The organism is Rhodopirellula sp. J20-39 (assembly GCF_057365095.1).
In genome coordinates this window covers 5,734,905-5,755,784 of the sequence record NZ_CP195123.1, presented here as the reverse complement: position 1 = coordinate 5,755,784, position 20,880 = coordinate 5,734,905, and the positions used below count along the sequence as shown (strand labels likewise).

Annotated in this window: 20 protein-coding genes; 8 read left to right on the top strand and 12 right to left on the bottom strand. The window is 55.3% G+C overall.

Going from position 1 to position 20,880, the window contains the following annotated elements:
• The 7 genes from ACR3ZL_RS20950 to ACR3ZL_RS20920 all read right to left on the bottom strand — a co-directional run bounded on the left by ACR3ZL_RS20950 (window position 1) and on the right by ACR3ZL_RS20920 (window position 8,015).
• On the bottom strand, window positions 1–1,491 hold the full coding sequence (locus ACR3ZL_RS20950) for a GMC family oxidoreductase (protein ID WP_486172935.1): 1,491 nt from the start codon (window positions 1,489–1,491) through the stop codon (window positions 1–3).
• Between the two features lie 17 nt (window positions 1,492–1,508).
• Complete coding sequence (locus tag ACR3ZL_RS20945) at window positions 1,509–2,312, bottom strand: MBL fold metallo-hydrolase (RefSeq protein WP_473651149.1); 804 nt, start codon at window positions 2,310–2,312, stop codon at window positions 1,509–1,511.
• 91 nt (window positions 2,313–2,403) lie between these two features.
• Window positions 2,404–3,561: a cyclic dehypoxanthinyl futalosine synthase gene (mqnC, locus tag ACR3ZL_RS20940; RefSeq protein WP_473651150.1), complete on the bottom strand. Its 1,158-nt coding sequence runs from the start codon at window positions 3,559–3,561 to the stop codon at window positions 2,404–2,406.
• A complete protein-coding gene (locus ACR3ZL_RS20935) occupies window positions 3,558–4,397 on the bottom strand; it encodes a menaquinone biosynthetic enzyme MqnA/MqnD family protein (RefSeq protein ID WP_486172934.1) in 840 nt (279 codons plus the stop codon). The genes mqnC and ACR3ZL_RS20935 overlap by 4 nt, the downstream gene beginning before the upstream one ends.
• 174 nt (window positions 4,398–4,571) lie before the next feature.
• Window positions 4,572–5,270, bottom strand: a complete 699-nt coding sequence (locus ACR3ZL_RS20930) for a class I SAM-dependent methyltransferase (protein ID WP_473651153.1) — start codon at window positions 5,268–5,270, stop codon at window positions 4,572–4,574.
• A gap of 67 nt (window positions 5,271–5,337) precedes the next feature.
• On the bottom strand, window positions 5,338–6,837 hold the full coding sequence (locus ACR3ZL_RS20925; RefSeq protein WP_473651154.1) for an undecaprenyl-phosphate glucose phosphotransferase: 1,500 nt from the start codon (window positions 6,835–6,837) through the stop codon (window positions 5,338–5,340).
• A gap of 260 nt (window positions 6,838–7,097) precedes the next feature.
• Window positions 7,098–8,015 carry a nicotinate-nucleotide diphosphorylase gene (locus ACR3ZL_RS20920; RefSeq protein ID WP_473653500.1) on the bottom strand — a complete coding sequence of 306 codons (918 nt, stop codon included), beginning with the start codon at window positions 8,013–8,015 and terminating at the stop codon, window positions 7,098–7,100.
• 131 nt (window positions 8,016–8,146) lie between these two features.
• Here ACR3ZL_RS20920 and ACR3ZL_RS20915 point away from each other — a divergent pair, with 131 nt between their 5' ends.
• From ACR3ZL_RS20915 to ispF, 5 genes are all read left to right on the top strand, one after another.
• Entirely contained in the window at window positions 8,147–8,686 is a 540-nt protein-coding gene (locus ACR3ZL_RS20915) for a hypothetical protein (RefSeq protein WP_473651155.1), read from the top strand.
• 157 nt (window positions 8,687–8,843) lie between these two features.
• A complete protein-coding gene (locus tag ACR3ZL_RS20910) occupies window positions 8,844–9,866 on the top strand; it encodes a hypothetical protein (protein WP_473653501.1) in 1,023 nt (340 codons plus the stop codon).
• Between the two features lie 532 nt (window positions 9,867–10,398).
• Window positions 10,399–10,626: a Sec-independent protein translocase subunit TatA/TatB gene (locus tag ACR3ZL_RS20905; RefSeq protein WP_473651156.1), complete on the top strand. Its 228-nt coding sequence runs from the start codon at window positions 10,399–10,401 to the stop codon at window positions 10,624–10,626.
• A 2-nt stretch (window positions 10,627–10,628) separates the two neighbouring features.
• Entirely contained in the window at window positions 10,629–10,904 is a 276-nt protein-coding gene (locus tag ACR3ZL_RS20900) for a Sec-independent protein translocase subunit TatA/TatB (RefSeq protein ID WP_486172933.1), read from the top strand.
• A 44-nt stretch (window positions 10,905–10,948) separates the two neighbouring features.
• Window positions 10,949–11,452 carry a 2-C-methyl-D-erythritol 2,4-cyclodiphosphate synthase gene (gene ispF, locus ACR3ZL_RS20895; RefSeq protein ID WP_473651159.1) on the top strand — a complete coding sequence of 168 codons (504 nt, stop codon included), beginning with the start codon at window positions 10,949–10,951 and terminating at the stop codon, window positions 11,450–11,452.
• Here ispF and ACR3ZL_RS20890 read toward each other — a convergent pair.
• Window positions 11,449–11,886 (bottom strand): RrF2 family transcriptional regulator, encoded by a 438-nt coding sequence (locus ACR3ZL_RS20890; protein WP_473651160.1) that lies wholly within the window; start codon window positions 11,884–11,886, stop codon window positions 11,449–11,451. The genes ispF and ACR3ZL_RS20890 overlap by 4 nt on opposite strands.
• 268 nt (window positions 11,887–12,154) lie before the next feature.
• Here ACR3ZL_RS20890 and ACR3ZL_RS20885 point away from each other — a divergent pair, with 268 nt between their 5' ends.
• Both ACR3ZL_RS20885 and ACR3ZL_RS20880 read left to right on the top strand, forming a co-directional pair.
• Window positions 12,155–12,562 carry a Flp family type IVb pilin gene (locus ACR3ZL_RS20885; protein WP_473651161.1) on the top strand — a complete coding sequence of 136 codons (408 nt, stop codon included), beginning with the start codon at window positions 12,155–12,157 and terminating at the stop codon, window positions 12,560–12,562.
• A gap of 53 nt (window positions 12,563–12,615) precedes the next feature.
• Window positions 12,616–13,158, top strand: a complete 543-nt coding sequence (locus ACR3ZL_RS20880) for a hypothetical protein (protein ID WP_473651162.1) — start codon at window positions 12,616–12,618, stop codon at window positions 13,156–13,158.
• 167 nt (window positions 13,159–13,325) lie between these two features.
• On the opposite strand, the gene ACR3ZL_RS20875 is transcribed toward ACR3ZL_RS20880, so the two are convergent.
• Window positions 13,326–15,056: a ferredoxin gene (locus ACR3ZL_RS20875; RefSeq protein WP_473653502.1), complete on the bottom strand. Its 1,731-nt coding sequence runs from the start codon at window positions 15,054–15,056 to the stop codon at window positions 13,326–13,328.
• A gap of 624 nt (window positions 15,057–15,680) precedes the next feature.
• Between ACR3ZL_RS20875 and ACR3ZL_RS20870 the strand changes: the two genes are divergently transcribed.
• A complete protein-coding gene (locus tag ACR3ZL_RS20870; protein WP_473651163.1) occupies window positions 15,681–16,952 on the top strand; it encodes a tetratricopeptide repeat protein in 1,272 nt (423 codons plus the stop codon).
• Window positions 16,953–17,155: 203 nt separating this feature from the next.
• Here ACR3ZL_RS20870 and ACR3ZL_RS20865 read toward each other — a convergent pair whose 3' ends face one another.
• From ACR3ZL_RS20865 to ACR3ZL_RS20855, 3 genes are all read right to left on the bottom strand, one after another.
• Window positions 17,156–19,177 (bottom strand): ATP-dependent helicase, encoded by a 2,022-nt coding sequence (locus tag ACR3ZL_RS20865; protein WP_473651164.1) that lies wholly within the window; start codon window positions 19,175–19,177, stop codon window positions 17,156–17,158.
• A 156-nt stretch (window positions 19,178–19,333) separates the two neighbouring features.
• Entirely contained in the window at window positions 19,334–19,579 is a 246-nt protein-coding gene (rpmA, locus tag ACR3ZL_RS20860) for a 50S ribosomal protein L27 (protein WP_473651165.1), read from the bottom strand.
• Between the two features lie 85 nt (window positions 19,580–19,664).
• Entirely contained in the window at window positions 19,665–20,726 is a 1,062-nt protein-coding gene (locus tag ACR3ZL_RS20855) for a hypothetical protein (protein ID WP_473651166.1), read from the bottom strand.
• Window positions 20,727–20,880: the final 154 nt, after the last annotated feature.

Below are 20,880 nucleotides of genomic sequence, written 5' to 3'. Positions count from 1 at the left end.
CTACCGTGATTCCCATAAAATGCGGGCGGCGTAGCAGGTCAGCATGGCGAGTACACCCGTTGGGTTGCCGAAAGTGGGGTCGGGCAACAAGGACGCATCAACGATTCGCAAGTTTTGATGCCCACATGCGACGAAGTTCGCATCAACGACGCTGCCCAGTGAACACGTACCACCGGGGTGATATAGCGTTTGCGTGTAGCGGCCAATGGCTGCTTCCAATTGGGAATCGCTTTGTCGTTTGGGGCCAGGCGTTGTTTCTTTGGATAGCCACCCGGACTGATCAAGCGACTCGGCCAACCGGCGAGCCCAGTGAATGGCTTTGATCAAGTCATCTACGTCGCTGCGGTCGGACAAATAGCCAGTTTCGATCCGAAGTTGTTGCGAGGAATGCTTTGAGTCATCGTTTGATAGTGTCAAACGCCCACGAGATTGTGGTCGCGTTAAACTGACCGCCAAGGTCATCGCCGAATCGTCGGCGCGAACCGGGTATCGCAGATAATCCGTTGGCGTGACGTGCAATTGGAAACGCAGCGAGGGATCGAAGCCGCCGCATTCCGCAATGTTTGATGTAAGCGGTCCGGTCCCGCCGTGTTGCCAGGCGGAGAGTTGGCTCATGGTTGGACCGCCGGCCAAGAATGGCTTCCCGCGGTGCCGATAAATGATCGGCATGATGAGATGGTCGTGAAGATTGGCACCTAATTCCGGATGTTGGATACCGCTTCGCATCATCAGTTCCGGCGTGCCCAAGGCTCCGGCACAACTGATCGCGTTGGCGTTTGAGGGAATCGCGAGAGTGCGGATCAGCGCACCGCGGCGTACGTCTATGGCATCGACTTGATTCTGATGAACCGAAAGCTGGTTGACGCTGGCCTCTATCACCTGAATGCGATTTGCTGCATCAGGGCTGCTTTGCTCAAGTTCATTCAACAGGTGTTCGGTGGTCCAGCGGCGTCCGAACCGATTGATCCGCTGGTAGGCGGCAAAGGTGCCGAGTTGCTCATCCTTGCCCACATTTGCCAGGAAGCGTTCGGACGATTCGCTTAGGTATCGTGGCGACTCGGTTGGAATCAGTTGCTGGGAATCGTATTCAGCTCGTTCCAAGATGCTCCGGTCCAAGCCAACATTCACTAGCGATTGCAGGTCGGATGAATGGGGCGGTAACCAGATCATAGCGTTGATTCTTCCGCTTCCACCCAAACCACGTCCACGTGGCCAGGTGAGTTGGCGACCGGCAAGTGCTTCGTTGGGCAGCGTTGAAAACGCGTAGTCGTCGGACGAGCCGAGTAGGTGCAGCCACCGCGCTGGTCGAGAACGGTTGAAGCTGTTTTCGCTTTGCTCACCACCGGCTTCGATAATCCAAACGGGGCGATCCGATTGAGTGGCGAGTTGCCGAGCGAGCAGACAGCCACACACGCCACCACCGATGATGACATAGCCGCTGAGGGCAGTCGGCGCGTCTTGGAGCGAGATCTTTCGCCGCGTGATCGTCATGAAATCAAGTCGCGGTTTTAGGCGGTCGGCGGGGTCAAGCCTTCAGGAAGAATTCCTTGAGAGACCTCATCGTCCCACTCGTCCATCAACGGCCAATCTTCGGCGAGGGTGCCAAAATCGGCCATGTGCAGATAGCCTTCCACGCGACCGATCACGCGATCCAGCATCGAGACGTCCTTGGCGAAGATCGGGCCATGGCTGGGGGCGAGCCACTTGACGTCGCTATCTCGAATTCGCGTCAACGACTTAAGGAACGCTTTGATGTCGCTGCCGTGGTGGGCATCGATCGCACCAATGCAGCCATCGCGATAGAGGTTATCACCGGACAACAGAACGTCGCCGATGCGGAATGCAAGTTGGCTATCGGTGTGACCGGGAGTGTGCCAAACCTCAATTTCAATGTTGCCGACCTTGATAATGTCACCGTCGTTGACTTCATGTTCAATTTCGACCGGTGGCATGTCAAGTTTTAAATTTTGTGCTTCGATCTCGGCGAGTGTTTTCAGTGTGTCGCCAGTGCGTAGCGGTTCGACAGCATTTGGGTGCGCCGTAACGGTTGTCTTAAGAGCTTGTTTCGCCTTGGCCAGACCTTGAATGTGATCCACGTCGGCGTGGGTAGCGATCAGGGATTTGCAGCGGGACAGCGGGAAGTCGAGTTCGCGAATGATATTGATGTAGTCATCGACCGTTTCTTCATAACCAATGTCAATCAGCACCCATTCGTCTTGATCATAGACGAGGTACAGATTGCAGCCCAAGACTTCACCGGCTTGAAAGTTCAGTTCGATAATGCCAGGGAAAATCGGCTTGCGAGTAATCATAACCGTGTCGAGCTGAGGTGAACGAGGAGATCGGAAAAGGGGCACAGTATAGGGCGAACGCGTCGATTTCGTTAGTCTGCAAATGCGACGACTACAGAGTGACCAATTCTTGCGTGGAAACCAATTCTCGAGCACTAGCGTCGGCGTTTGCTTGGATTGCTTTTTGTTCGAGTTGTTCGTCGACAAGGTTGTAGAACACATCGCGTTGGCGAGGCTCGTATCCGAACTCTTGGATCGCTTCGCGGATTTGTTTGAGGGACAAGTAATGGACCGTTCCAGCTTCGGCGACCACGTTTTCCTCGATCATCAAACTGCCCATGTCGTTGGCGCCAAACATCAACGCCATTTGGCCGATCTTCAAACCTTGAGTCACCCAGCTACTTTGCAGGTTGGGGATGTTGTCGAGGTAGAGTCGCGATATCGCGAGCATTTTCAGGTACTCGAACGAGCCCGTTTTGGGCACATCGCTCATTTCGGTGTTTTCAGGCTGGAACGTCCAGCAGATGAACGCGGTAAAGCCATTGGTTTGGTCCTGCACTTCTCGAAGACGACGAAGGTGTTCGATTCGCTCGGCGAGTGTTTCGACGTGGCCGAACATCATCGTTGCCGAACTAATGCCACCAAGTTCATGCCAAGCCTGCATGACCCCCAACCAATCGTCGGTCATGACCTTGCCGCGTGTGATCTCATTTCGCACTCGGTCGGTCAGGATTTCTGCTCCGCCGCCAGGCACGCTTCCCAGACCGGCGTTCTTCAAGCGGCTTAGGACTTCCTTGATGGGAAGGTTGTTTACTTTGGTGAAGTGATGAAGTTCGGGTGGCGAAAAGCCGTGGATATTGACTTCTGGGAACTTCGTTTTGATGTCGCTCAGCATCTCTTCGTACCAGTCGAGCTTGTACTTGGGATGCAGACCGCCTTGAAGCAGAATCTGGTTTCCCCCGAGGTCCACCGTTTCCTCGATCTTCTTCAATAGGACTTCACGTGGCAGCACGTAGCCTTCATCGCTTTTCGGGCCGCGATAGAACGCACAAAAGTCACACACCGCGGTGCATACATTGGTGTAGTTGATGTTCCGATCGATGTTGTAGGTTCGATACGGCTCCGGATGCATTCGGCGAGAAACCTGATCGGCGGCGGAGCCGATGGCGGCCAGGTCATGGCTCTTGAGCAACGTCAGCGCGTCGTCATCATTCAAACGCTCGCCGTCGATGGTGCGGTCCAAAATCTCGCGAACTTCTTTAGCAGTCATGAGGGGCGTTGCGTTGGTGTGGAAGGAGGATGTTGGTCAATAGTATCGGGTTTCGGCGTTGCGATTAATCCAATCGCATTTGCTTTTTCACGGAAGGCGTCTAAGCCGGCGCGTTCGCCAGCACCCAAGTGGAAATGCAGGTTTTCGGCAAAGTATCGGTGTAAATCGTCGTTCGTCAAACCTTGTGCCGCCGCTTCTCGCCGGGCAATGGTCTCAAAACACTGGATGCCTTCATCGCGACTGTCGTTGAGGGCTTGTTCGATTCGTGCGGCGGTTTCTGGATCTTCCAAACACTTGCGCCGAGCGACCCACATGGCAAAGACGAACGGCAGTTCGGTCCAGCGGCACCAGCGATCACCCAGGTCCCAGATTTCGCGATAGGTTTCGCGGGGCGGGTGCATCGCCCGATCGCCGATCATTAACAAGGCGTCGGCGTCAATTTGGTCCGCTTCGGCACCGATTGGGAAGGGAACCAATTGCGGGCGAACGCCGTGCATTTCGGACAGAAGCACTTGCGACATGGCCGCACTGGTACGACTGCCCTCGTCGAGAGCGAGCGTTTTGATTTGTTCCATCGGCACGCGGCTGAGTACGCGGACGCTCCACACCGGGCCGCGGCAAGCGATCGCGGCTGTGGACACGATTTGATAATTCGCCTGATTGCGAAAATACTCAACGCTGGGGATCAGCGCGACGTCCAGATCGCCGCTGGACAAATCACGAGCCAATCGCGATGGCAGATCCAATCGCAGCGTCCCCCAGCCTTCGAGGTGCCCGGCGAGCGTCTCGATCAGCGGTTTGGTGTTGAGGTACGAAACGGCTCCAAAACGAAGCATAAGCTTTTAGGGAAAAGGATCGAAATGAAAACCAAAAACAACGGCGTCGAAAACACGTGCCATCGACTCAGACACGGTATCGGCGAGTAAACCGTTCGCGTGGGGACGCGACAACCCCGGTTTCGAACGCGAAAAGGCGTTGGATCAACAGACCATCGTGGCTTGGTTGGAATCTTAGCCCAATCGTCGCCAAGCCCGGGTGTCGTTCGGGCCGGCAAACTGAACTAGGATCGCACCGGTCGCGGCGTGTTCGGCGAACACCGACTCGTGGAACTCATCTTCGCCCGGCCAGGGGTAGCTGTACACCACGGCAAAATCATCTAAATCCAGGCCGATCGCCCGATACGCTGGTGGAACTTGGTGACCCAAACTAGGCAGGGTCGGATCGTCGGCTAGATCGTCCGCTCCAAAGGGCAGAAAGTTCCCCCGAAACAGTTCCGGCGGGGCATTCCGACTCGCTAGGTGCGGGCTTACCTCGCGATCGGTGGTCGCGCCGCTGGGCTGATCTTTGGTCGCGTCTTGGATGGGCTGCCACCAATCGGCAATGGTTTTCTGACCTTGTTCGATCAAGGTGGCTTCCGACTCGATGCCAATGGCTTCGAACCCGAGCATGTCTGCAATCAGTGTCACGGTGGCAAAGCCGCAGCCCCATTCGACAAACCGATTGCCGATCAGCAGTTGGCTTTCCCGAATCCAGTCCAAGGTTTGATAGACAAGTTCGTAATCGGCCGCAACAAATTGCTCAACTTGCGGTACATCCCAGCGATCCTGGAAAGCTTCGATTCGTTGGTGCAGATCGTGGATCATGCCGCGAAGCGAATCGGGCACCGGTCGTTCGTTCAACCGACCGGGGAGTTCAATTCGCTGCAGCATGTTTCAGTTAGAAAAGAAGTGGAACGACGCCTGTGATCGCGTTTCGTTGCGATAGAGCGACATAATGTTAATACGCTTCGGGCTGTTTCCAAACCACGAATAGCGTTCGCACCAAGATTCGCAGGTCCAAGGCCAGCGACCATGTGCGAATGTATTGGTGATCGAATTCGACACGCTTTTGCATCTTGTCGAGTGTTTCGGTTTCACCCCGGCATCCGCTGACTTGGGCCAGACCGGTGATTCCGGGTTTGACTTTGTGACGCATCATATAGCCGCGGATCAAACCACGATACTGTTCGTTGTGGGCGTTGGCGTGCGGTCGTGGACCGACCAAGCTCATCGAGCCTTCGATGACGTTGAATAGTTGCGGCAATTCATCCAGGCTGGTTTTTCGCAGAATGCTGCCGACTCGCGTGATGCGAGGATCGTCCTGGGTGGCTTGCTTGACGACGGGACCGTCATCGCATGCTCGCATCGAACGGAATTTCCAGACTCGAATCTCTTGTCCATCGAGACCGTAACGTCGTTGGCGAAAGAACACGGGGCCCGGCGAGGTGACTTTGACCGCGATCGCAATCAGTGCCATCGGAATCGAGATCGCGATTAACCCGGTGATCGCGATGGTGAGGTCGGCGAAGCGTTTGGCGGTTCCGTCGATACCAAAGAGTGGGTTTTCAAAAACGCTGACCGCGGGAAGTCCACCGACTTGCGTCCAACGGGAATGCAACAGCTCGAAAACAAAGAAGTCCGGCACGATATAAACGGAAGCCGTTGTGTCGCTGAGTTCATCTAGCAAGCTGCGGATTCGTTTTTCAGCTCGCATCGGCAGTGTGACCAGAACGGTTTCCACTTCGCCAGCACGGGCTGCCGCGATAAGTTCTTTGAGCGAGCCATTTAGTACGGGGACCGACTCGCCGGAGGTTCCATCGGCGACATCAACGTGCAGTTCCTTGTCGTCTTCTTCGGAAAGCTCAGCTTGCAATCGACCGATGCTGCGGTCGTCATAAAACCCGGCAAAGGTGAAGCCGAGGGATGGTTCGTTTTCGATGTTCAATCGGGTTCGCTGTCCGAGTGGATTCCAACCGGCGATGGCGACCTTCCGCGTCCCGATGCCGCGGCGTAGCAACCCAACTTGTACTATTCGCAAGCACATGCGTGTTAAGCCGATTAATGCGGGGCTCATCGCAACCCATGCAAACATCACGCTTCGCGCGAACAGATCGCCGTATCGAGTCGCGAACGCAAACAAAGCCAGGACCAAAACGGTCAACGACCAAGTCGTTACTAAGCTGATGATTTCGTTGTCGACGCCGTACCGCCGATCGCGACCTTGCAGCCCGGTAAGTTGTGAGCAAAGGAAGAAGACGATGACCGCGATCAATCCCATCGCCCAGGCAGCTTCATCGACATGCCCGCGTGCAAATAGCTTGACTGCGACCAGCGAAGCCATGATGGATGCACCGTCCAAACAAGGTTGAACGAAGTCGTACCAATGCCGGTCTCCGAAGATCGAAGCGGGTTGGTTGATGCGGTTGAGGTTGGAAGAACCGGAAGTGGACGGCGACATCGGCGTTGAATTGCGAGACGGGAAGGAGGTGAATGCCTGTCCAACCCTAGGTCGCGATCCGCAAACGAGTGCTTCACGTTTGATGAATTTTTTCCGTCCACAAAACGACGACAGGTGCGTTTGCGACCTATCTTTGGGCTCGTTTTGAGCTCACATTCTTCCTGTCTGTTCCGTGTACAAGTCCTGTCTGTATAGAAGTCCTGTGTGCAATAGAAACTGCAATAGAAACTGCAATAGAAACACTGTGTGCTAGTTCAAAGCTAGGCCGACCAATCCATTCCCAGGTCCAACCATGTTGCTTGGTGGGTCAACGCCCCGCTGCTGATGCGATCGACGCCGGTGGCAGCGACGCTAGCGATTGTGTCGATATTGACGTTTCCAGACGCTTCCAATTCCACGTTAACGGATGCCGCATCGCGCCGGGCGACGGCGGTTTTTAAATCGTCCAGTGAGAAATTGTCTAGCAAGATAATGTCGATACCGGTTTGGATGACCTGGTCGAATTGTTCCAAACTATCCACTTCGATCTCCACCATCGCGGGGGCGACCAATTGGTTCAGTGCGCCGCCTCGCATCGCGACGGCTCGTCGAGCCGCTTCGCCCGCGGTCAACTTGCCTGCCGTGTCGGTGGAGCTCGCCGTTTCTTTGGAACGACCCAGCGCCAAGTGATTGTCTTTAATTAGAAATCCGTCATACAGCCCGGTTCGGTGATTGTGTCCGCCACCGCACGCGACCGCGTACTTTTCCAGGCGTCGCCAACCGGGAGTCGTTTTGCGGGTGTCGTACAGACGCGCCGAGGTGCCTTGGATCTGTTTCACGTATTGTTGCGTCAATGTTGCGACACCGCATAAACGCGACAGCAAGTTCAGGGTTACTCGCTCGCTGGTTAATAAATCTCGAGCCGATCCCGACAGTCGAACCAGCGGCGTGCCAGGAGAAAACGTTTCGCCCTCGCCGATCAGAACTTCGACTTCCAGGTCGGCATCGAACTCGTCGATGATCCAAGGCGTCAACGCGATCCCAGCCGAAATTCCATGATCGCGTGAAACAATTTGACAGGCGCCGCGGCGTTCCGCGTCGATCATTGCTACCGTGGTCCAGTCCAACGAGACATCCAGGTCTTCGGCGATGGCAAGACGTACCAGTTGCCGCAGATCGTTTTCGAGGGATTGATCCATCGTGACGCGAGCATAATCGAGACGACTTGCCTCGGAGTTCCCTGTTAAGCTATTCCCGGGTGAGCGATTCAACGGTTAGGTTCCTGAAAATGCGTTGTTTTGATCCAATGACCTGATGAGTTCAGTGGCACATGATAGGCGAATACAAGATCAACCGAACCACCCGCCGTTGCAGTGTGGCCGATCGGCCGCTGGAACCGGGGGAATATTATTACAGTGTTGTATCGGAACACGACGAAGAATTCCGTCGCGTTGACATCGCTGCCGATTCCTGGACAGGGCCGCCTGAGGGCTGTATTGGGCACTGGAAAAACCGCGTGCCTCTGCCGGAGGAAAAGAAGCGAGAGTTGGCACCCCCCGAGGTTCTGATCGATATTTTGCGTTCGATGGCCGATCAACCTCAATTGGTCAAAGCAAGGTATTTGTTGGCTTTGATGCTATTGCGGAAGCGGCACCTGAAGCCAGTTGAGTCCGCAACGCTGATTTCATCGGCACCCAGCGACGCGGATGAGCAGGCTGAAAGCGAACCGGCGGCTGATCCGAACGTGTGGGAATTGGAATCCAGCCTGGACGGAACGACGATCGAGGTCGAAATAGCTGACATTGCCGCCGGCGAGGCAGAAAGCCTACAAACGCAGCTCGTCGATTTGCTCTATCGCGAAGTCGAGTGAATTGCCGGCCTAGTGAATTGCCGGTCCATATGAATTGCCCGCCCAATTGATCGCACCCTACGATTCGGGAAGGATCCCCATTTTCGTATCACGCCAGACCTTGCCGAACCTGCCCACTGGAATTTCCGTGATTGTAGGAACCCATGCGCCAGCGGGAATGTTCGCGTTTGGATTGGGTGTGTGCGCGGTCATCTTCAGTGTCATTGGTTGTGCCCGACCGGTCACCGTTGCCGATGTCCCGCCGCCACCCGCTATTTTTGATTCGACGCCGGACATTGTTGCGTTGGCCGCGGCGGTTAATCGGACCGACGCGATTCGCGAACTGTCGACCAATTCGGCTTCCGTCGACGTGCTGAGCATGACTGCGGTTCCGAAATTGTCGGCCAACATGCATTTGCAGCGGGACCGTAACTTCCGCTTGAAAGCCAGCATCCCGATCATCATGGGCAGCGGCATCGATTTGGGAAGTAATGCCCAGGAGTTCTGGTTTGAAGTCCCCGAGGGCATGACGCAAACGCTCTATCACGCTAATCACAGCCAGTACGCCGCTCACCTGGATCGAGCAATCTTGCCGGTGGATCCAAGTTGGATGATCGATGCCATTGGATTGGCACGTTTGGATCCCACGACTGTTTTGGCTGGTCCGGTTACTCGCACCGATGGCATGATCGAAGTTCGTAACGCGGTTTCGACGCCGGCGGGAACGTACCAACGGGTTTGCTTTATCGAACCCAAGGCCGGTTACATCACCCACTTGTTCCTGTACTCGCCTCGCGGCCGGTTGGTGGCCAAGAGTTTTGCTTCGGCCCACCAGTATTACGACAGCGTGGACAGTGTCCTGCCTCATCGAGTGAAGATGGAACTGTTTCCGTCGAGCGGTCCACCTTTGGCGATGCAGTTGGATGTGGCGTCCTATTCGGTCAACCAATTGTTGTCCGGCGATCCACAACTGTTCGCTATGCCAGCGACTCGTAACAAAGTCGATTTGTTGCAAATGAGCGGTCTGGCATCTTCGTCGGCCGCCATGCCCGGCTCCGGATCACTGGCGGGATCGATGGCGTCGGGCACACCCGGAAGCTCCGCTTGGTCGCAACCGGTGACAACCGCGGCAGGAGTACCCACTGCCTATACCGCCAGCGGCCCCACTGGGCCACCGCTGCGTGGAATCCGGTACGAGTGACAGTCCGCGACAGCGACATTTCATCGACCAGATACGCTTCACTACGCCAAAATGCCGTCGCTGGTCACTACGGGCGTCCTTTACCGTTTGACGAATCAAAACGGGTGGCTAGAATAACTTTCGCTTCGGTTCCGGAGATGACTGTTGAGACGCGGCCCTGCTGAAAGGCGGTTAGTCGTTTTTCTCGCACTCGATCTACCCGCTTTCGCCGAATCGTCCGCTTAAAATGATCCATTTTGACGATCACCACGTCTTACCGTGGACTTGTGCCATCCCAATGGCTGCGGACAAATATTCAAAATCAGTGTATCGGCAATGAAACCGATGTCGCCGATCTTGAGCCCCTAGCCTGGATGCGGTTAAGCATGTGCTCCGTTCATGCCATCGATCGTTTCACGCTGTTGCAATCCAATTGCTGTGCGAATCCCTGATCGCAGAGTGATCCATCGTTAGTTCGTTACCTTCCCACCGTTTTCAAGCTGCCACGTCGTTTTCAACCGCGCGGCTCCCCACCTTTCAACAGGATATTGAGATGTTGACCCTGACTTTTTCGTCGATGACATTGTTGGGCATGTTCGGATTTCCGGGTGCTCCTGAATTGATGATTGTGCTGTTGATTGCACTCGTCCTGTTCGGTGGCGCGAAGCTTCCTAGCCTGATGCGGAACCTGGGCAAAAGTGCCAACGAATTCAAGCGTGGCATGGCGGAAACCGGCGATGACGCTGACGAATCAGCGGACAAGCCATCAGAAAAGGTCTAAGGATGTTTGGCCTTAGTCCATTTGAATTGTCAGTGATCGGCGTGATCGCTGTCGTCCTGTTTGGCGGGAATCTTCCTGAGGTGGCGCGCAAGTTCGGTTCCACGTACGCTCAATTGCGGCGTAGTCTGACCGATGTGCAGCAACAATTTCGCGAAGCCCAAGCCGAAGCGAGTCGGGCGATGACGATCGAGGATAGCTCGCCGACAAAGCCGAGCTACGACGACGAGCCCGAAGAGGCCTCGGAACCGACCGCTCCTAAGTTCAAACCACCCCGCTGAATCATACTGGCGATCTCGCCAGTTAACTCAATCGAAATCCGCTCATGCAACCGCCATATCGAATCGGCTTGGGGTACGACTCACACCGGCTTGGTCCGGGCGGTCCATTGCGGATCGGTGGGATTGATATTGGCGGTGGCGGGGCCGAGCTGAGCGGTGTGCATGCCATCGGGCATAGTGACGCCGACGTGTTATTGCATGCGATTACCGACGCCTTGCTCGGTGCGATCGCTCAGGGAGATATCGGGCGGTTGTTCCCGAATGATCAGGAAGTCAATCGAGATCGAGATAGCGCAGATTTCGTCTACAAGGCGATCGATAAGGTGACTGCGTTGGGTTACCAGATCAACAACTTGGATGCCGTGATTCTCGCCGAGCGTCCTAAGATGGCACCTCATATTGATGCCATGCGAGAGCGAATCAGCCAGCTATTGTCATGCCAGCTCGATTGTGTCGGGCTGAAGGCCAAGACGGGTGAAGGCGTTGATGCCGTCGGCCGGGGCGAAGCGATCGCCGCTCGTGTGGTCGTTATGCTGACCCAGGTTTAAGCCGAGTCTTCGGTTCCAGAGCCGCACAGAGGCAGAATACCGGTGGACGAGTCCAGGACTTCTTGAATGGTGACTCCCGCGAAGGCGGCCTCGGTTGCCGCGTACGCGCGATCCAGTTCGGTATGCAAGGGGCAAAGCGAGGTGTGCGACTTAAGACCGAGCGGACACTGAGTGATCCGCTGGATCGGTGCGACGGAATTGACAACCTCTAAAATGGTCATTTCCGATGCTTCCCGGTTCAGTTCGTACCCACCGCCCGGCCCAGGCCGTGATCGGACCAATCCGGCCGCTGCGAGATCCTGAAGGACGCGTGTCAGGTAACGACGTGGCACTTTGGTTTGAGTGGCTAACACGTCTGCCGACGCAGGCACGCCAGGCTGGTTGCCCATGCAGGCAATCGTGCGCAGTGCGTATTCAGCGGTTTTCGAAAGCATGGAATCTCGAATTTCGAAGCGGACGTGGCAACAAGGCAATCGACGCAATATCTCGGATGCCAATCCCTCTGATGCAACACCTTAGCTTCGCATGAGGGTCTGTTCAACGTGCATAATCGGGGCGAATTCCCACTGCGATCGGTGCAACCGTCACAATCGCCAAAGGGGGCGGCGATTCCTGTTGGGACTACATTCCAGCTCAATTCGAGCGTGTGTTGCCGGGATTTCGAGAGCTAAGGTTGATTGAATACCACTCACTCCGGACGCAATGCGTACCGAAATTCCACCCAACGCCAATCGCAAGATCATGTTCACGTCGGCCGAATCCCAACACCGCTCGGACAGCCCGAACGAGGGACGTTATCAGATCTCAATGAAACGATATCTGGTTCGCACGCTTTCGAATAACAGTTGCGTCAAGATGGCTGAAAAACCGGTTGGAAAACATTTTCTACGCGTCCCTTCCTTGGATGAAAAGATGGATCCTAACGACCCACCTACCCGTCGCTTTCGACGTGGCTTTGTAGCTTGGCTTCGTGATGAAGATGGCACAACAGCGGTTGAGTATGCCGTAATGGTTGCGCTAATTGCCGTCACGTGCATCGTCAGCGTGAATCTAATGACTAACGCCGCCAAAGAAAGCTTTCAAAGTTCTGCCGTCGCGATTGGTGAGTAGCTAGTCCCTTTCATCCGTGTTGCATGTGCCCCCATCGCAAACGAGTCACCTAGATGTCCAAACGACCTACCCGCCAACAGTTACTTGTTGAGCACGACGTGCAAGTGAGTCTCACTGTACGATCGTTGCTCTACGGCGCTGCCGCCATGACCTATTTCACGGTCATCCAATTCTTCACTCAGTCCATGAATTTTCCTGGAATGAGTGTCTGGGATACCATTCTGTCGCTAGCCGATGAAGCGATCTTTTGGGTCCCCGGGTTTTTCCTGTTGGGACCGCTGATGGTTTACGACATGTTGCGAATCACCAATCGCGTTGCAGGACCAATCTTCGCTATGCGTCGCCAGCTCGAAGCCCTGCGTGCGGGTGATGATGGTCGTGCCCTGAAGTTCCGCAACGATGATTATTGGGACCAATTGGCTGGCGAATTCAACGCCGTTCGCCAAGAAGTTCTGGACCTGCGAGCCGAAAACGCAACGTTGATCGAAGAGATTGCCGCCAAAGCATTGGCGGCCAAAACGCCGGCGCCAGCCGCCCCGGCACCTGTCGGCGCGGCCGGGATGGATGCGGTCGTGGCACAAGAAGTCTTCAGTTAGGTCAGCTTGCAACCATCAACGAAAAAACGCCGTTGTCTAAAAAAGGACAACGACGTTTAGGAATTTGAAACTTGCGATGGCTGCCGATTGGCCGCCGCTAGGTGAAAGAGAGTTCTGTCACGCTAGCGTGCAATCGCTGGCAATCGGTCCTTCGCTAGCAGGGCGTCTTAGCAGCCGGTGCAAGGCGAGGCACTCACGGGAGCACCACATCCGCCGCAACCACTAATGGCGGCAGGAGCGCTCATCATGACAGGTGCACCGCAACCCCCAACGCTTCCACATCCGCCACCTTGGATGACCGATGGGCCGGCACCAATGGTACCGCCGTTGATGATGCCCATTGCGGGAGCAACCGAAGCACATGGATTGATGGTTTCTTCGACCAAGGTTGGCACCATTTTGCAAACCTGAACGGATTGCAATTCGGTGTCGGTGTAAGGAACGCTAACGCTGTACTCTTCGACCTGTTCTTCAGCAACTCGCTCGTAGCGGGTTGTTTGGTAAGGCTCGACGGTGTACTCAGGAACGTTGTACGTGTAGCTAACTTCCTTGGTACGTTCTTCGGTTGTGTAAGTGACGTAAGGGATGGTTTCTGTTTTGGAAACGGTCTTGTACGTCAAAGTCTTACGCATGCGAGTGCGTGGCTCTTCGTTGTACTGAACTTGCTTACGCATGCGAGTACGAGTTTCGTCTACATAGTCGACAACTTTCTTGGTGCCGGTGCGAGTTTCCGCACGGTATTCAAGCGTGGTGCACTGGTAAGGCACTTGAGTCGCTTGTTGTTCGAAAACGGTGTACGAGACAACCTTGGTTTCTTGTGAGCTTGTTGTCACAGGAATTGTTTCGGTTTGCACGTTAGGAACCCAAACGCGTTTGGTTTGAGTGGTCACAGCACTGCCACAACCAGAGCCAGCGGCAACCGCTGGTGCAGCGTAGCTGACGCCGCCGCCACATCCGCCGTAGCTTGAGCTACCACATCCGCTGCAAGCCGAAGCACATCGACCACAATTGCTGCGGCAACCGCCACAAGACGATCCACAACCGCTGCTGTAGCTGGCGCTTGAGCATCCGCATCCGGTGCTGGCATAGCCGGTGTTGCTGCTGCAACCGTTGCTGTAAACGACATTGGTTACTGCTGGAGCAGCAACTTCGACGATTTGTTCTTCCCAGTGTCCGTAGTCCTTGGTGACAGTTTGCATTTCTGTCTTAGGAACGTAGACCGAGATCGTGCGATTCTTGGTGACAGGAACCGCGTTGGTAACGGTGCGAGTCTTTTCAGTCACAACGGGGTAAGGAACGTTCACGGTGTAAGTGAAGGTTTCGTCACGAAGCTTTGGCACCTTCACGGTGTACTCTTCAGGAACGTCGACGAGGGTTGGAACTCGCACGGTGTAGGTTTCAGGTTCTTCCGACCATTCCGGCACGGTTTCGGTCAGTTCAACAGTCTTTTCGCTGCGAACAGGAACCAAAACGGTGTAGGTCACGGACTTGGTGTCAGTCTTAGGAACGTTGACGACCTTGGTGCGGTAGTTCTCTTCGGTAACTGGAACCGTGTTGTAGACCGTCTTGGTGCGATAACGAGTTTCGGTGCGGGTGCGTTGAACGGCAACGGCACGCGACTCGGTAACGTAGGTTGGCTTCATGACGACGCGATACGAAGTCATGGGCTCGCAAATGGTCTCTGAAGCAGGAACGCTGCTAACCGAAACGCTGTTGGCATAGCTGCTGACCATAGGCTCGCTATAGGTCGCGCCGCTGGAGACGACATAACCTTGGCCACAACCAACTGCTCCACCGCAACCACTGCTGACGACGGTCGGTGAGCTACCACAAGGGTCGGAGCAACCGCCGCAAGGGACGCACTGCGCCGAGGCGGTAATTGCATAGGTAGCGAGAATCGCCGAAGCGACACTCAAGAAACGGGAAACTAGCTTCACTGGGATGTTCCTTCTAGAGAGTACTGTTTTTGCCAACGATGACGCGGTGAGCGCAGGCCGGATCCGGGCGGTACGAATCGATCCCCCCGTCCACGTTTCATGCAAGATTAGACTGAACAGACGTATTAACAATGATACAACTGCTTTTTTTGCCCGATATCTCGCAATCGTTAATATCTTCCCCATTTGCCTAACCCTCGCAATCCGATCGCGGCGATATTTCCACCAAAAAGCGAACATCAGTGCAGCGATTGGAATGAGGCGTATTTTTCGGGTGTTATCAGCGGGAAATCATTCGCGAAAACGTTCCGTGAATCGACGCGTTCCCGATTTCGGCGCAGCGTCGAACCCATCGAACTGTGCTAAATTGCGGCAGCACATTTTGGTCGTTTTTTGCCCTCGAATCGCTCGGAAGCCCCTCGGATGTTTGTTTTCTCGTCCTCCCAGACCCGCTTAGATGCCCATTCACATTTGAGGAAAACTCGCAGCCGGATCCGACTTCGGGCGGCCTTCGGAGCGGTTTTTTCGTTGGGAAGTGTGGCTTTTTGTGCACTGACGCATGCCGCCAACCCAGGGCAACCCGTCGTGGCGCGAGTTGAAATGCGATTTGCAACCGAGGACGAAGTCGTCGACGTGATCTCGAAAGGGGATCTGTTGACCGTCGTCGAAGACCGCGGCGAAGACTACGTCATCGTGACTCACGAAGGGACTCGCGGAGCAGTCGATAAGGTCAACGCAGTCGAGTTGGCTGAATCCACCGATATTTACACAGATCTGATTAAAGAGAATCCAGACGAAGGTCGTTTCTACACCCTCCGGGCATCGGCATGGTGGGCGTTGGGGAAGCAAGACGAAGCGATGGACGACTTCAACACCGCCATCGAAAAGGGTTACGAAGAGGCCCATGCTTACAGCAGTCGCGGTTTGTTTTTCGCCGCTCGTGGAGATCATGCTGCCGCGATCAAGGATTATGACAAGGCACTGGAGCTAGATCCGGATGACGTCACGCCCATCATCAACCGCGCCGCGGTCCACATGGGACAAGGCCAGTTCCAAGAGGCGATCGACGACTACACCGCGGCCCTGAAGGTTCGGGAAGATAATGCCGGATTGTTGCGGCAGCGGGCGATCGCATTCAAGGCTGCTGGCAAACTCGACCAGGCGGTCGAAGACTTTGACCGGATCGTCGATAAGAATCCGGAAGATGTTGCCGCTGTGATGGGCCGCGGGTACATCCGTTTTCAACAACGTGAGTATGCGGCAGCGGCTTCTGACTTTTCAGCCGCGTTGGAATTGAACGACAAGGACCCGGTGGCTTGGAATAATCGTGGCTACAACCGATACCAACTCGGTAAAATCGAATCGGCGTTGAAGGATTACGATCAAGCAATCAAGCTTGCGCCTAACTACGCACTGGCGCACCAGAACCGAGCATGGTTGTTAGCGACCTCCGATGATGAGTCGCTACGAGACGCGGACGAAGCGGTGAAGGCAGCGGAGAAAGCTTGCGAGATCAACGCCTACGGCAATATTGGTGACCTCTCGGCATTGGCGGCCGCATTGGCCGCGCAAGGGAAGTTCAAAGACGCCGTTGGCTGGCAAGAGAAAGTGGTTGAAGTCGCGCCAGAGGATGTCAAAACGTTCGCTGAAAAAATGCTAGCTCGTTACCGCAACGAACAGCTCTACGTTGCCGATCCAGTGGCCGCCGAAAAAGCCGAACGGGAAGCGGCTGAGGCGGAAGCGAAATCCAACGCAGAAGAGAAGAACCAAGCAGCTATCGAAGCGGCGGCGAAGAAGTTGGAAGCGGCTGAACGCGATAAGGCGAAAGCCACCGGTGCTGAACTGCTTAACGACTAAGTGCTCAGGCTACTGATTGTGGCTACCGGCTAAGGCTTGGGCTGAGCCTACTGGTTTAGCGTTCAAACAAGTTGGAGCGGTTTCTTTGCCGAAACGCTCCTTGGTCTCGATGCTCTCTCGCGGAGCCGAAGCGATCGATAGCAGTCGTCGCTTTGGCTCGTTGGCTCGTTTAGTGTTCAACGCTGTTTAGAGTTTGGCACTGTTTAGCGTTTAGCGCCAGGCCGACTGCCCTTTTTGCGGTACTTGTTTGGGTTGTCCGCCTGGCCAGTGATCTCATACAGGAATCGGCTGGGGTTGGTTGGTCGCGGTTTACCCCACTTTCGCCGAGTCAACGCTAGCGACATCGTCAATGTGACTTGAGCACGCGTGATTCCGACATAGCAAAGCCGTCGCTCTTCGGCGATGTCGTCTTCGTTACCGCTCTTCACGCTGCGGCTATGCGGAAGGATTCCGTCTTCCATGCCGACGATGTAAACAACTGGAAACTCGAGGCCTTTCGCGGCGTGCATGGTTAGTAGCCAAACGGCATTTTTCATCGCCAGTTTGTCTTTCTCGCTACCCATCTCACGGCCGGCCAAGGCGATGTCGCTCAAGAAGCCGGCCAAGTCCGGCTCTTCATTCTTGTCTTCGTATGCGGCGATCGCATTGGCAACTTCGCCAAGGGACGCCATCCGAGATTCTCGTTCATCGGGCTGGTCGTAAAGCCTGGCGATTTCGTCGCCGTAAGCAGTTCGTTCCAGCAGCGTTTTCATCGCCTCGCTCAGCGAGTCGCTCTCGGCCCGCTGCTGCACGTCCGCACAAAGCTGTTTTAGTCCAGCGATCCCGCGTTTGGCGGCTGGTGAAAGATCTTCGATCGCGGACTGGTCTTGCATCACTTGCCAAACCGGAACGCCGCGCTGCACTGCACGCTCAATCAACGTGCGCGTGGCCTTGTTGCTGAGACCACGAGCCGGTGTGTTGATGATCCGCAGCAGCGCGACTTCATCGTCGGGCTGGTTGATCCACTTCAAGTACGCCACCAAGTCGCGAACCTCGCGGCGATCAAAGAACGACTGGCTTCCCAGCATCACGTAAGGAACGTCAGCTTTACGAAGTTCGGTTTCAAACAGCCGAGGCTGCTCGTTGGTGCGAAATAGAATCGCAATGTGCTTGGGTTGGACGTGTTCGTTGTCGATCAGGTGTCTGATCTCTCGCACCACCGTTTCCGCTTCGGTCGCTTCGTCTTTGTGCTGAACGATCCGCGGCCGTTTGCCGACCGGCAGGTCAGCCTTGAGAATCTTGTCGTGGCGTTCGGTATTAAACGCGATCAGTGTGTTGGCCATTTCAAGAATGGCCCCGGTGCTACGGTAGTTGTCTTCCAGCCACACGATCTTGGCATCCGGCCATTCGTTGGAAAAGCTCAGGATGTGACTCACGTCGGCACCTCGCCAAGCGTAAATCGATTGGTCATCGTCACCAACGACGCACAAGTTTCGGTGCTCTTGGACAAGGGCCTTCGTGATGCGGTACTGGCTACCGTTGGTGTCTTGGTATTCGTCGACCAGGACATGGTCGTACTTAGCCGCTTCGGCTTTGCGAACATCTTCGTGCTGCGTCAGCAAGGCTTCCGTATGTAGCAGCAAGTCATCGAAGTCCATCGCACCGCGGGCCCTCAGGGCGTTTTGGTAGCGGCGGTAGCCGGACGCGGCGAAGTGTTCTTTGTCCGTACTGGCAATGGCACCCGCTTCTTCTGGAAGAACCGACGCACTCTTCCAACCGCTGATAATGTTCAGCATGTCGGACGGTTTCAGTGCCGCGGTGGGCAAGCGCAGTTCACGCAAGATGCCGCGAGCGATTGATTCTTGGTCGCTGCGATCGTAGATCGAGAACTTCTTAGGGAAGCCCAATGCGGGTGCGTGTTCACGCAACATCCGCACGCATTGCGAGTGGAACGTGCTGACGACTGGCTTGGGGACCTTGGGAGCGCCTCGTTTGCGACGGGGTTGATCCTTGTGGCCTAGCAATTCGCCGACGCGATCTTGCATCTCGCCAGCGGCTTTATTGGTAAACGTGACCGCCAAGATCCGCTGCGGCTCAATCCCATGCTTGATGAGATTAGCGATGCGGAAGGTCACGACCCGAGTCTTACCGGTGCCCGCACCGGCGAGAACCAATAGCGGTCCAGACAAAGTCGTTACCGCTTCGGCTTGCGGAGGGTTCAATCCCTCAACGCTGAATCCGTTCAAATGCCAAATCCGCTAAGTAAAAAGAAACTTAGTGTGTTGTCTCAACAAAGAATTTTGGCTCGTCCAATTAGCTGCACGGCGTCAGCCCCGTCTACTTGAAGCAGACGGCGGCTAAGACCAGACTAGCAAACCCCAGAACCAAGCTGGGACGATGCACTAGGCGACGTCGATGTTGATTCGGCGACCTTCACGGTCGAAACGAACCTTGCCGTCAACCAACGCGAAAAGCGTGTAGTCGTTGCCCATGCCGACACCCTTGCCGGGATGGAACTTCGTACCCACCTGGCGAATCAGGATGTTTCCGGCTTGGACAGCTTCACCGCCGAACTTTTTGACTCCACGGCGTTGTGCGTTACTGTCGCGACCGTTGCGGCTACTGCCCTGACCCTTTTTGTGTGCCATCGAATTGTTTTACGTGATCGAGTGAAATGTGCGGATGGGAAATGTTTTTGCGGATGCACCCTGGTTCGGGCACAGTCGCGAGAGATTAGCGGAAGGACCAGCGGTAATCAAGCCGTTCACGCAGCCCGTATTTCTCTAATAGGTATGCTTGTTCAGCGGGATCGTCGTAAGCCGGCACGCCAAAACGCACGCGGTCGGACGTCGGATCCATCGAATCGCCTGGGCGAAAGAAGTTCAAAACCAGAGCTTTGCGGCGATAAGGAGCGTCTTTGCCTTCGCCATCTTGTTCAAATGCGTTCGTCAAACCGAACACATTGACCGAGAAAAAGTCGAGATTTGGGTCTACATCCACCCAGGTCGCAACGCCCCACACGCCCGGAGCATCTTCGTCCTTTGTGCGAGGAATTTTGACGGTGGAAATATCGACACTGTTGTACAGACGGGTTGAAATTTGCTCGCGAATCGCGATTCGCTTCATCGCTGTTGGCAAAATCCGGTCGGTGAATTTCTTGCCCGTTTCGTGATCTTCGAGCACCATCATGGGGAAGAAACGTCGTGAATTGTAGCTGACCGATTCGATTCGCCGGTAAATTGGGGTGTTCAAATCATCCGCGGCCGGACGCAAATCACCACCGCGATATCGAACGCGATAGACCATGTAATGCACCAGCTTTCGCTGCATGCGACCGTCGGGCCGAGGAATATCCAGATAGATTTGGCGAAGCGGCTTGAATGAGAACTCCAGGCAGAAGATCTCGCGACGCAGCACAACCTGTTTCAGCATTTCCTGTAACGTCCGCGACCGTGGGTCAAAATGCGGTGCGTTGTCAGGATGGTCGCCCGTGTTCCAACTGATCTCGGGGTGGGCATCAATGATGGACTGCAGCGTCAGCGGTCCGTCGAAGGTTTCCTTGGGATCCGGTGCCGGCGGAATCACCGTCACAACGCCAGGTGCAAATTGGGTTTGCACTTCCGTTGACCTGTCGGCCCGATCGGGACCAGCTTCTTGAGCGGATACTGCACTGACCGAGACGCTCGCGATCGTCAAAAAGGTCGCCCCCGCCCAGATGGCGGCAAGTTTCCACCCGTTGTGTGCCAAGGCGATGCGAGGAGTTTTCTGGGCGAACATGCGGTAGATTGCTGACATCAAAGGGATGGCTTGGCTGGTTGACTGCGTGGATGAGTTTCGCGAATGCGCTTCATGGAAATACGTCCGACTCGACGATTCGGTGCAAATAAGCACCGAAAAACATCAAGGCCCGCATACGACTTCACGCCGCCCAAATTGCCGTCAGGGCCTG

What these genes read in the sequence shown, in the direction of transcription:
- ACR3ZL_RS20880 (WP_473651162.1), top strand. Translation starts at nt 12,616, where the DNA reads ATGTCCAAACGACCTACCCGCCAACAGTTACTTGTTGAGCACGACGTG.
- ACR3ZL_RS20890 (WP_473651160.1), bottom strand. Translation starts at nt 11,886, where the DNA reads ATGCTTTCGAAAACCGCTGAATACGCACTGCGCACGATTGCCTGCATG.
- ACR3ZL_RS20885 (WP_473651161.1), top strand. Translation starts at nt 12,155, where the DNA reads ATGCGTACCGAAATTCCACCCAACGCCAATCGCAAGATCATGTTCACG.
- rpmA (WP_473651165.1), bottom strand. Translation starts at nt 19,579, where the DNA reads ATGGCACACAAAAAGGGTCAGGGCAGTAGCCGCAACGGTCGCGACAGT.
- ACR3ZL_RS20910 (WP_473653501.1), top strand. Translation starts at nt 8,844, where the DNA reads ATGTTCGCGTTTGGATTGGGTGTGTGCGCGGTCATCTTCAGTGTCATT.
- ACR3ZL_RS20905 (WP_473651156.1), top strand. Translation starts at nt 10,399, where the DNA reads ATGTTGACCCTGACTTTTTCGTCGATGACATTGTTGGGCATGTTCGGA.
- ACR3ZL_RS20935 (WP_486172934.1), bottom strand. Translation starts at nt 4,397, where the DNA reads ATGCTTCGTTTTGGAGCCGTTTCGTACCTCAACACCAAACCGCTGATC.
- ACR3ZL_RS20930 (WP_473651153.1), bottom strand. Translation starts at nt 5,270, where the DNA reads ATGCTGCAGCGAATTGAACTCCCCGGTCGGTTGAACGAACGACCGGTG.
- ACR3ZL_RS20920 (WP_473653500.1), bottom strand. Translation starts at nt 8,015, where the DNA reads ATGGATCAATCCCTCGAAAACGATCTGCGGCAACTGGTACGTCTTGCC.
- ACR3ZL_RS20950 (WP_486172935.1), bottom strand. Translation starts at nt 1,491, where the DNA reads ATGACGATCACGCGGCGAAAGATCTCGCTCCAAGACGCGCCGACTGCC.
- mqnC (WP_473651150.1), bottom strand. Translation starts at nt 3,561, where the DNA reads ATGACTGCTAAAGAAGTTCGCGAGATTTTGGACCGCACCATCGACGGC.
- ACR3ZL_RS20900 (WP_486172933.1), top strand. Translation starts at nt 10,629, where the DNA reads ATGTTTGGCCTTAGTCCATTTGAATTGTCAGTGATCGGCGTGATCGCT.
- ACR3ZL_RS20855 (WP_473651166.1), bottom strand. Translation starts at nt 20,726, where the DNA reads ATGTCAGCAATCTACCGCATGTTCGCCCAGAAAACTCCTCGCATCGCC.
- ACR3ZL_RS20915 (WP_473651155.1), top strand. Translation starts at nt 8,147, where the DNA reads ATGATAGGCGAATACAAGATCAACCGAACCACCCGCCGTTGCAGTGTG.
- ispF (WP_473651159.1), top strand. Translation starts at nt 10,949, where the DNA reads ATGCAACCGCCATATCGAATCGGCTTGGGGTACGACTCACACCGGCTT.
- ACR3ZL_RS20945 (WP_473651149.1), bottom strand. Translation starts at nt 2,312, where the DNA reads ATGATTACTCGCAAGCCGATTTTCCCTGGCATTATCGAACTGAACTTT.
- ACR3ZL_RS20925 (WP_473651154.1), bottom strand. Translation starts at nt 6,837, where the DNA reads ATGTCGCCGTCCACTTCCGGTTCTTCCAACCTCAACCGCATCAACCAA.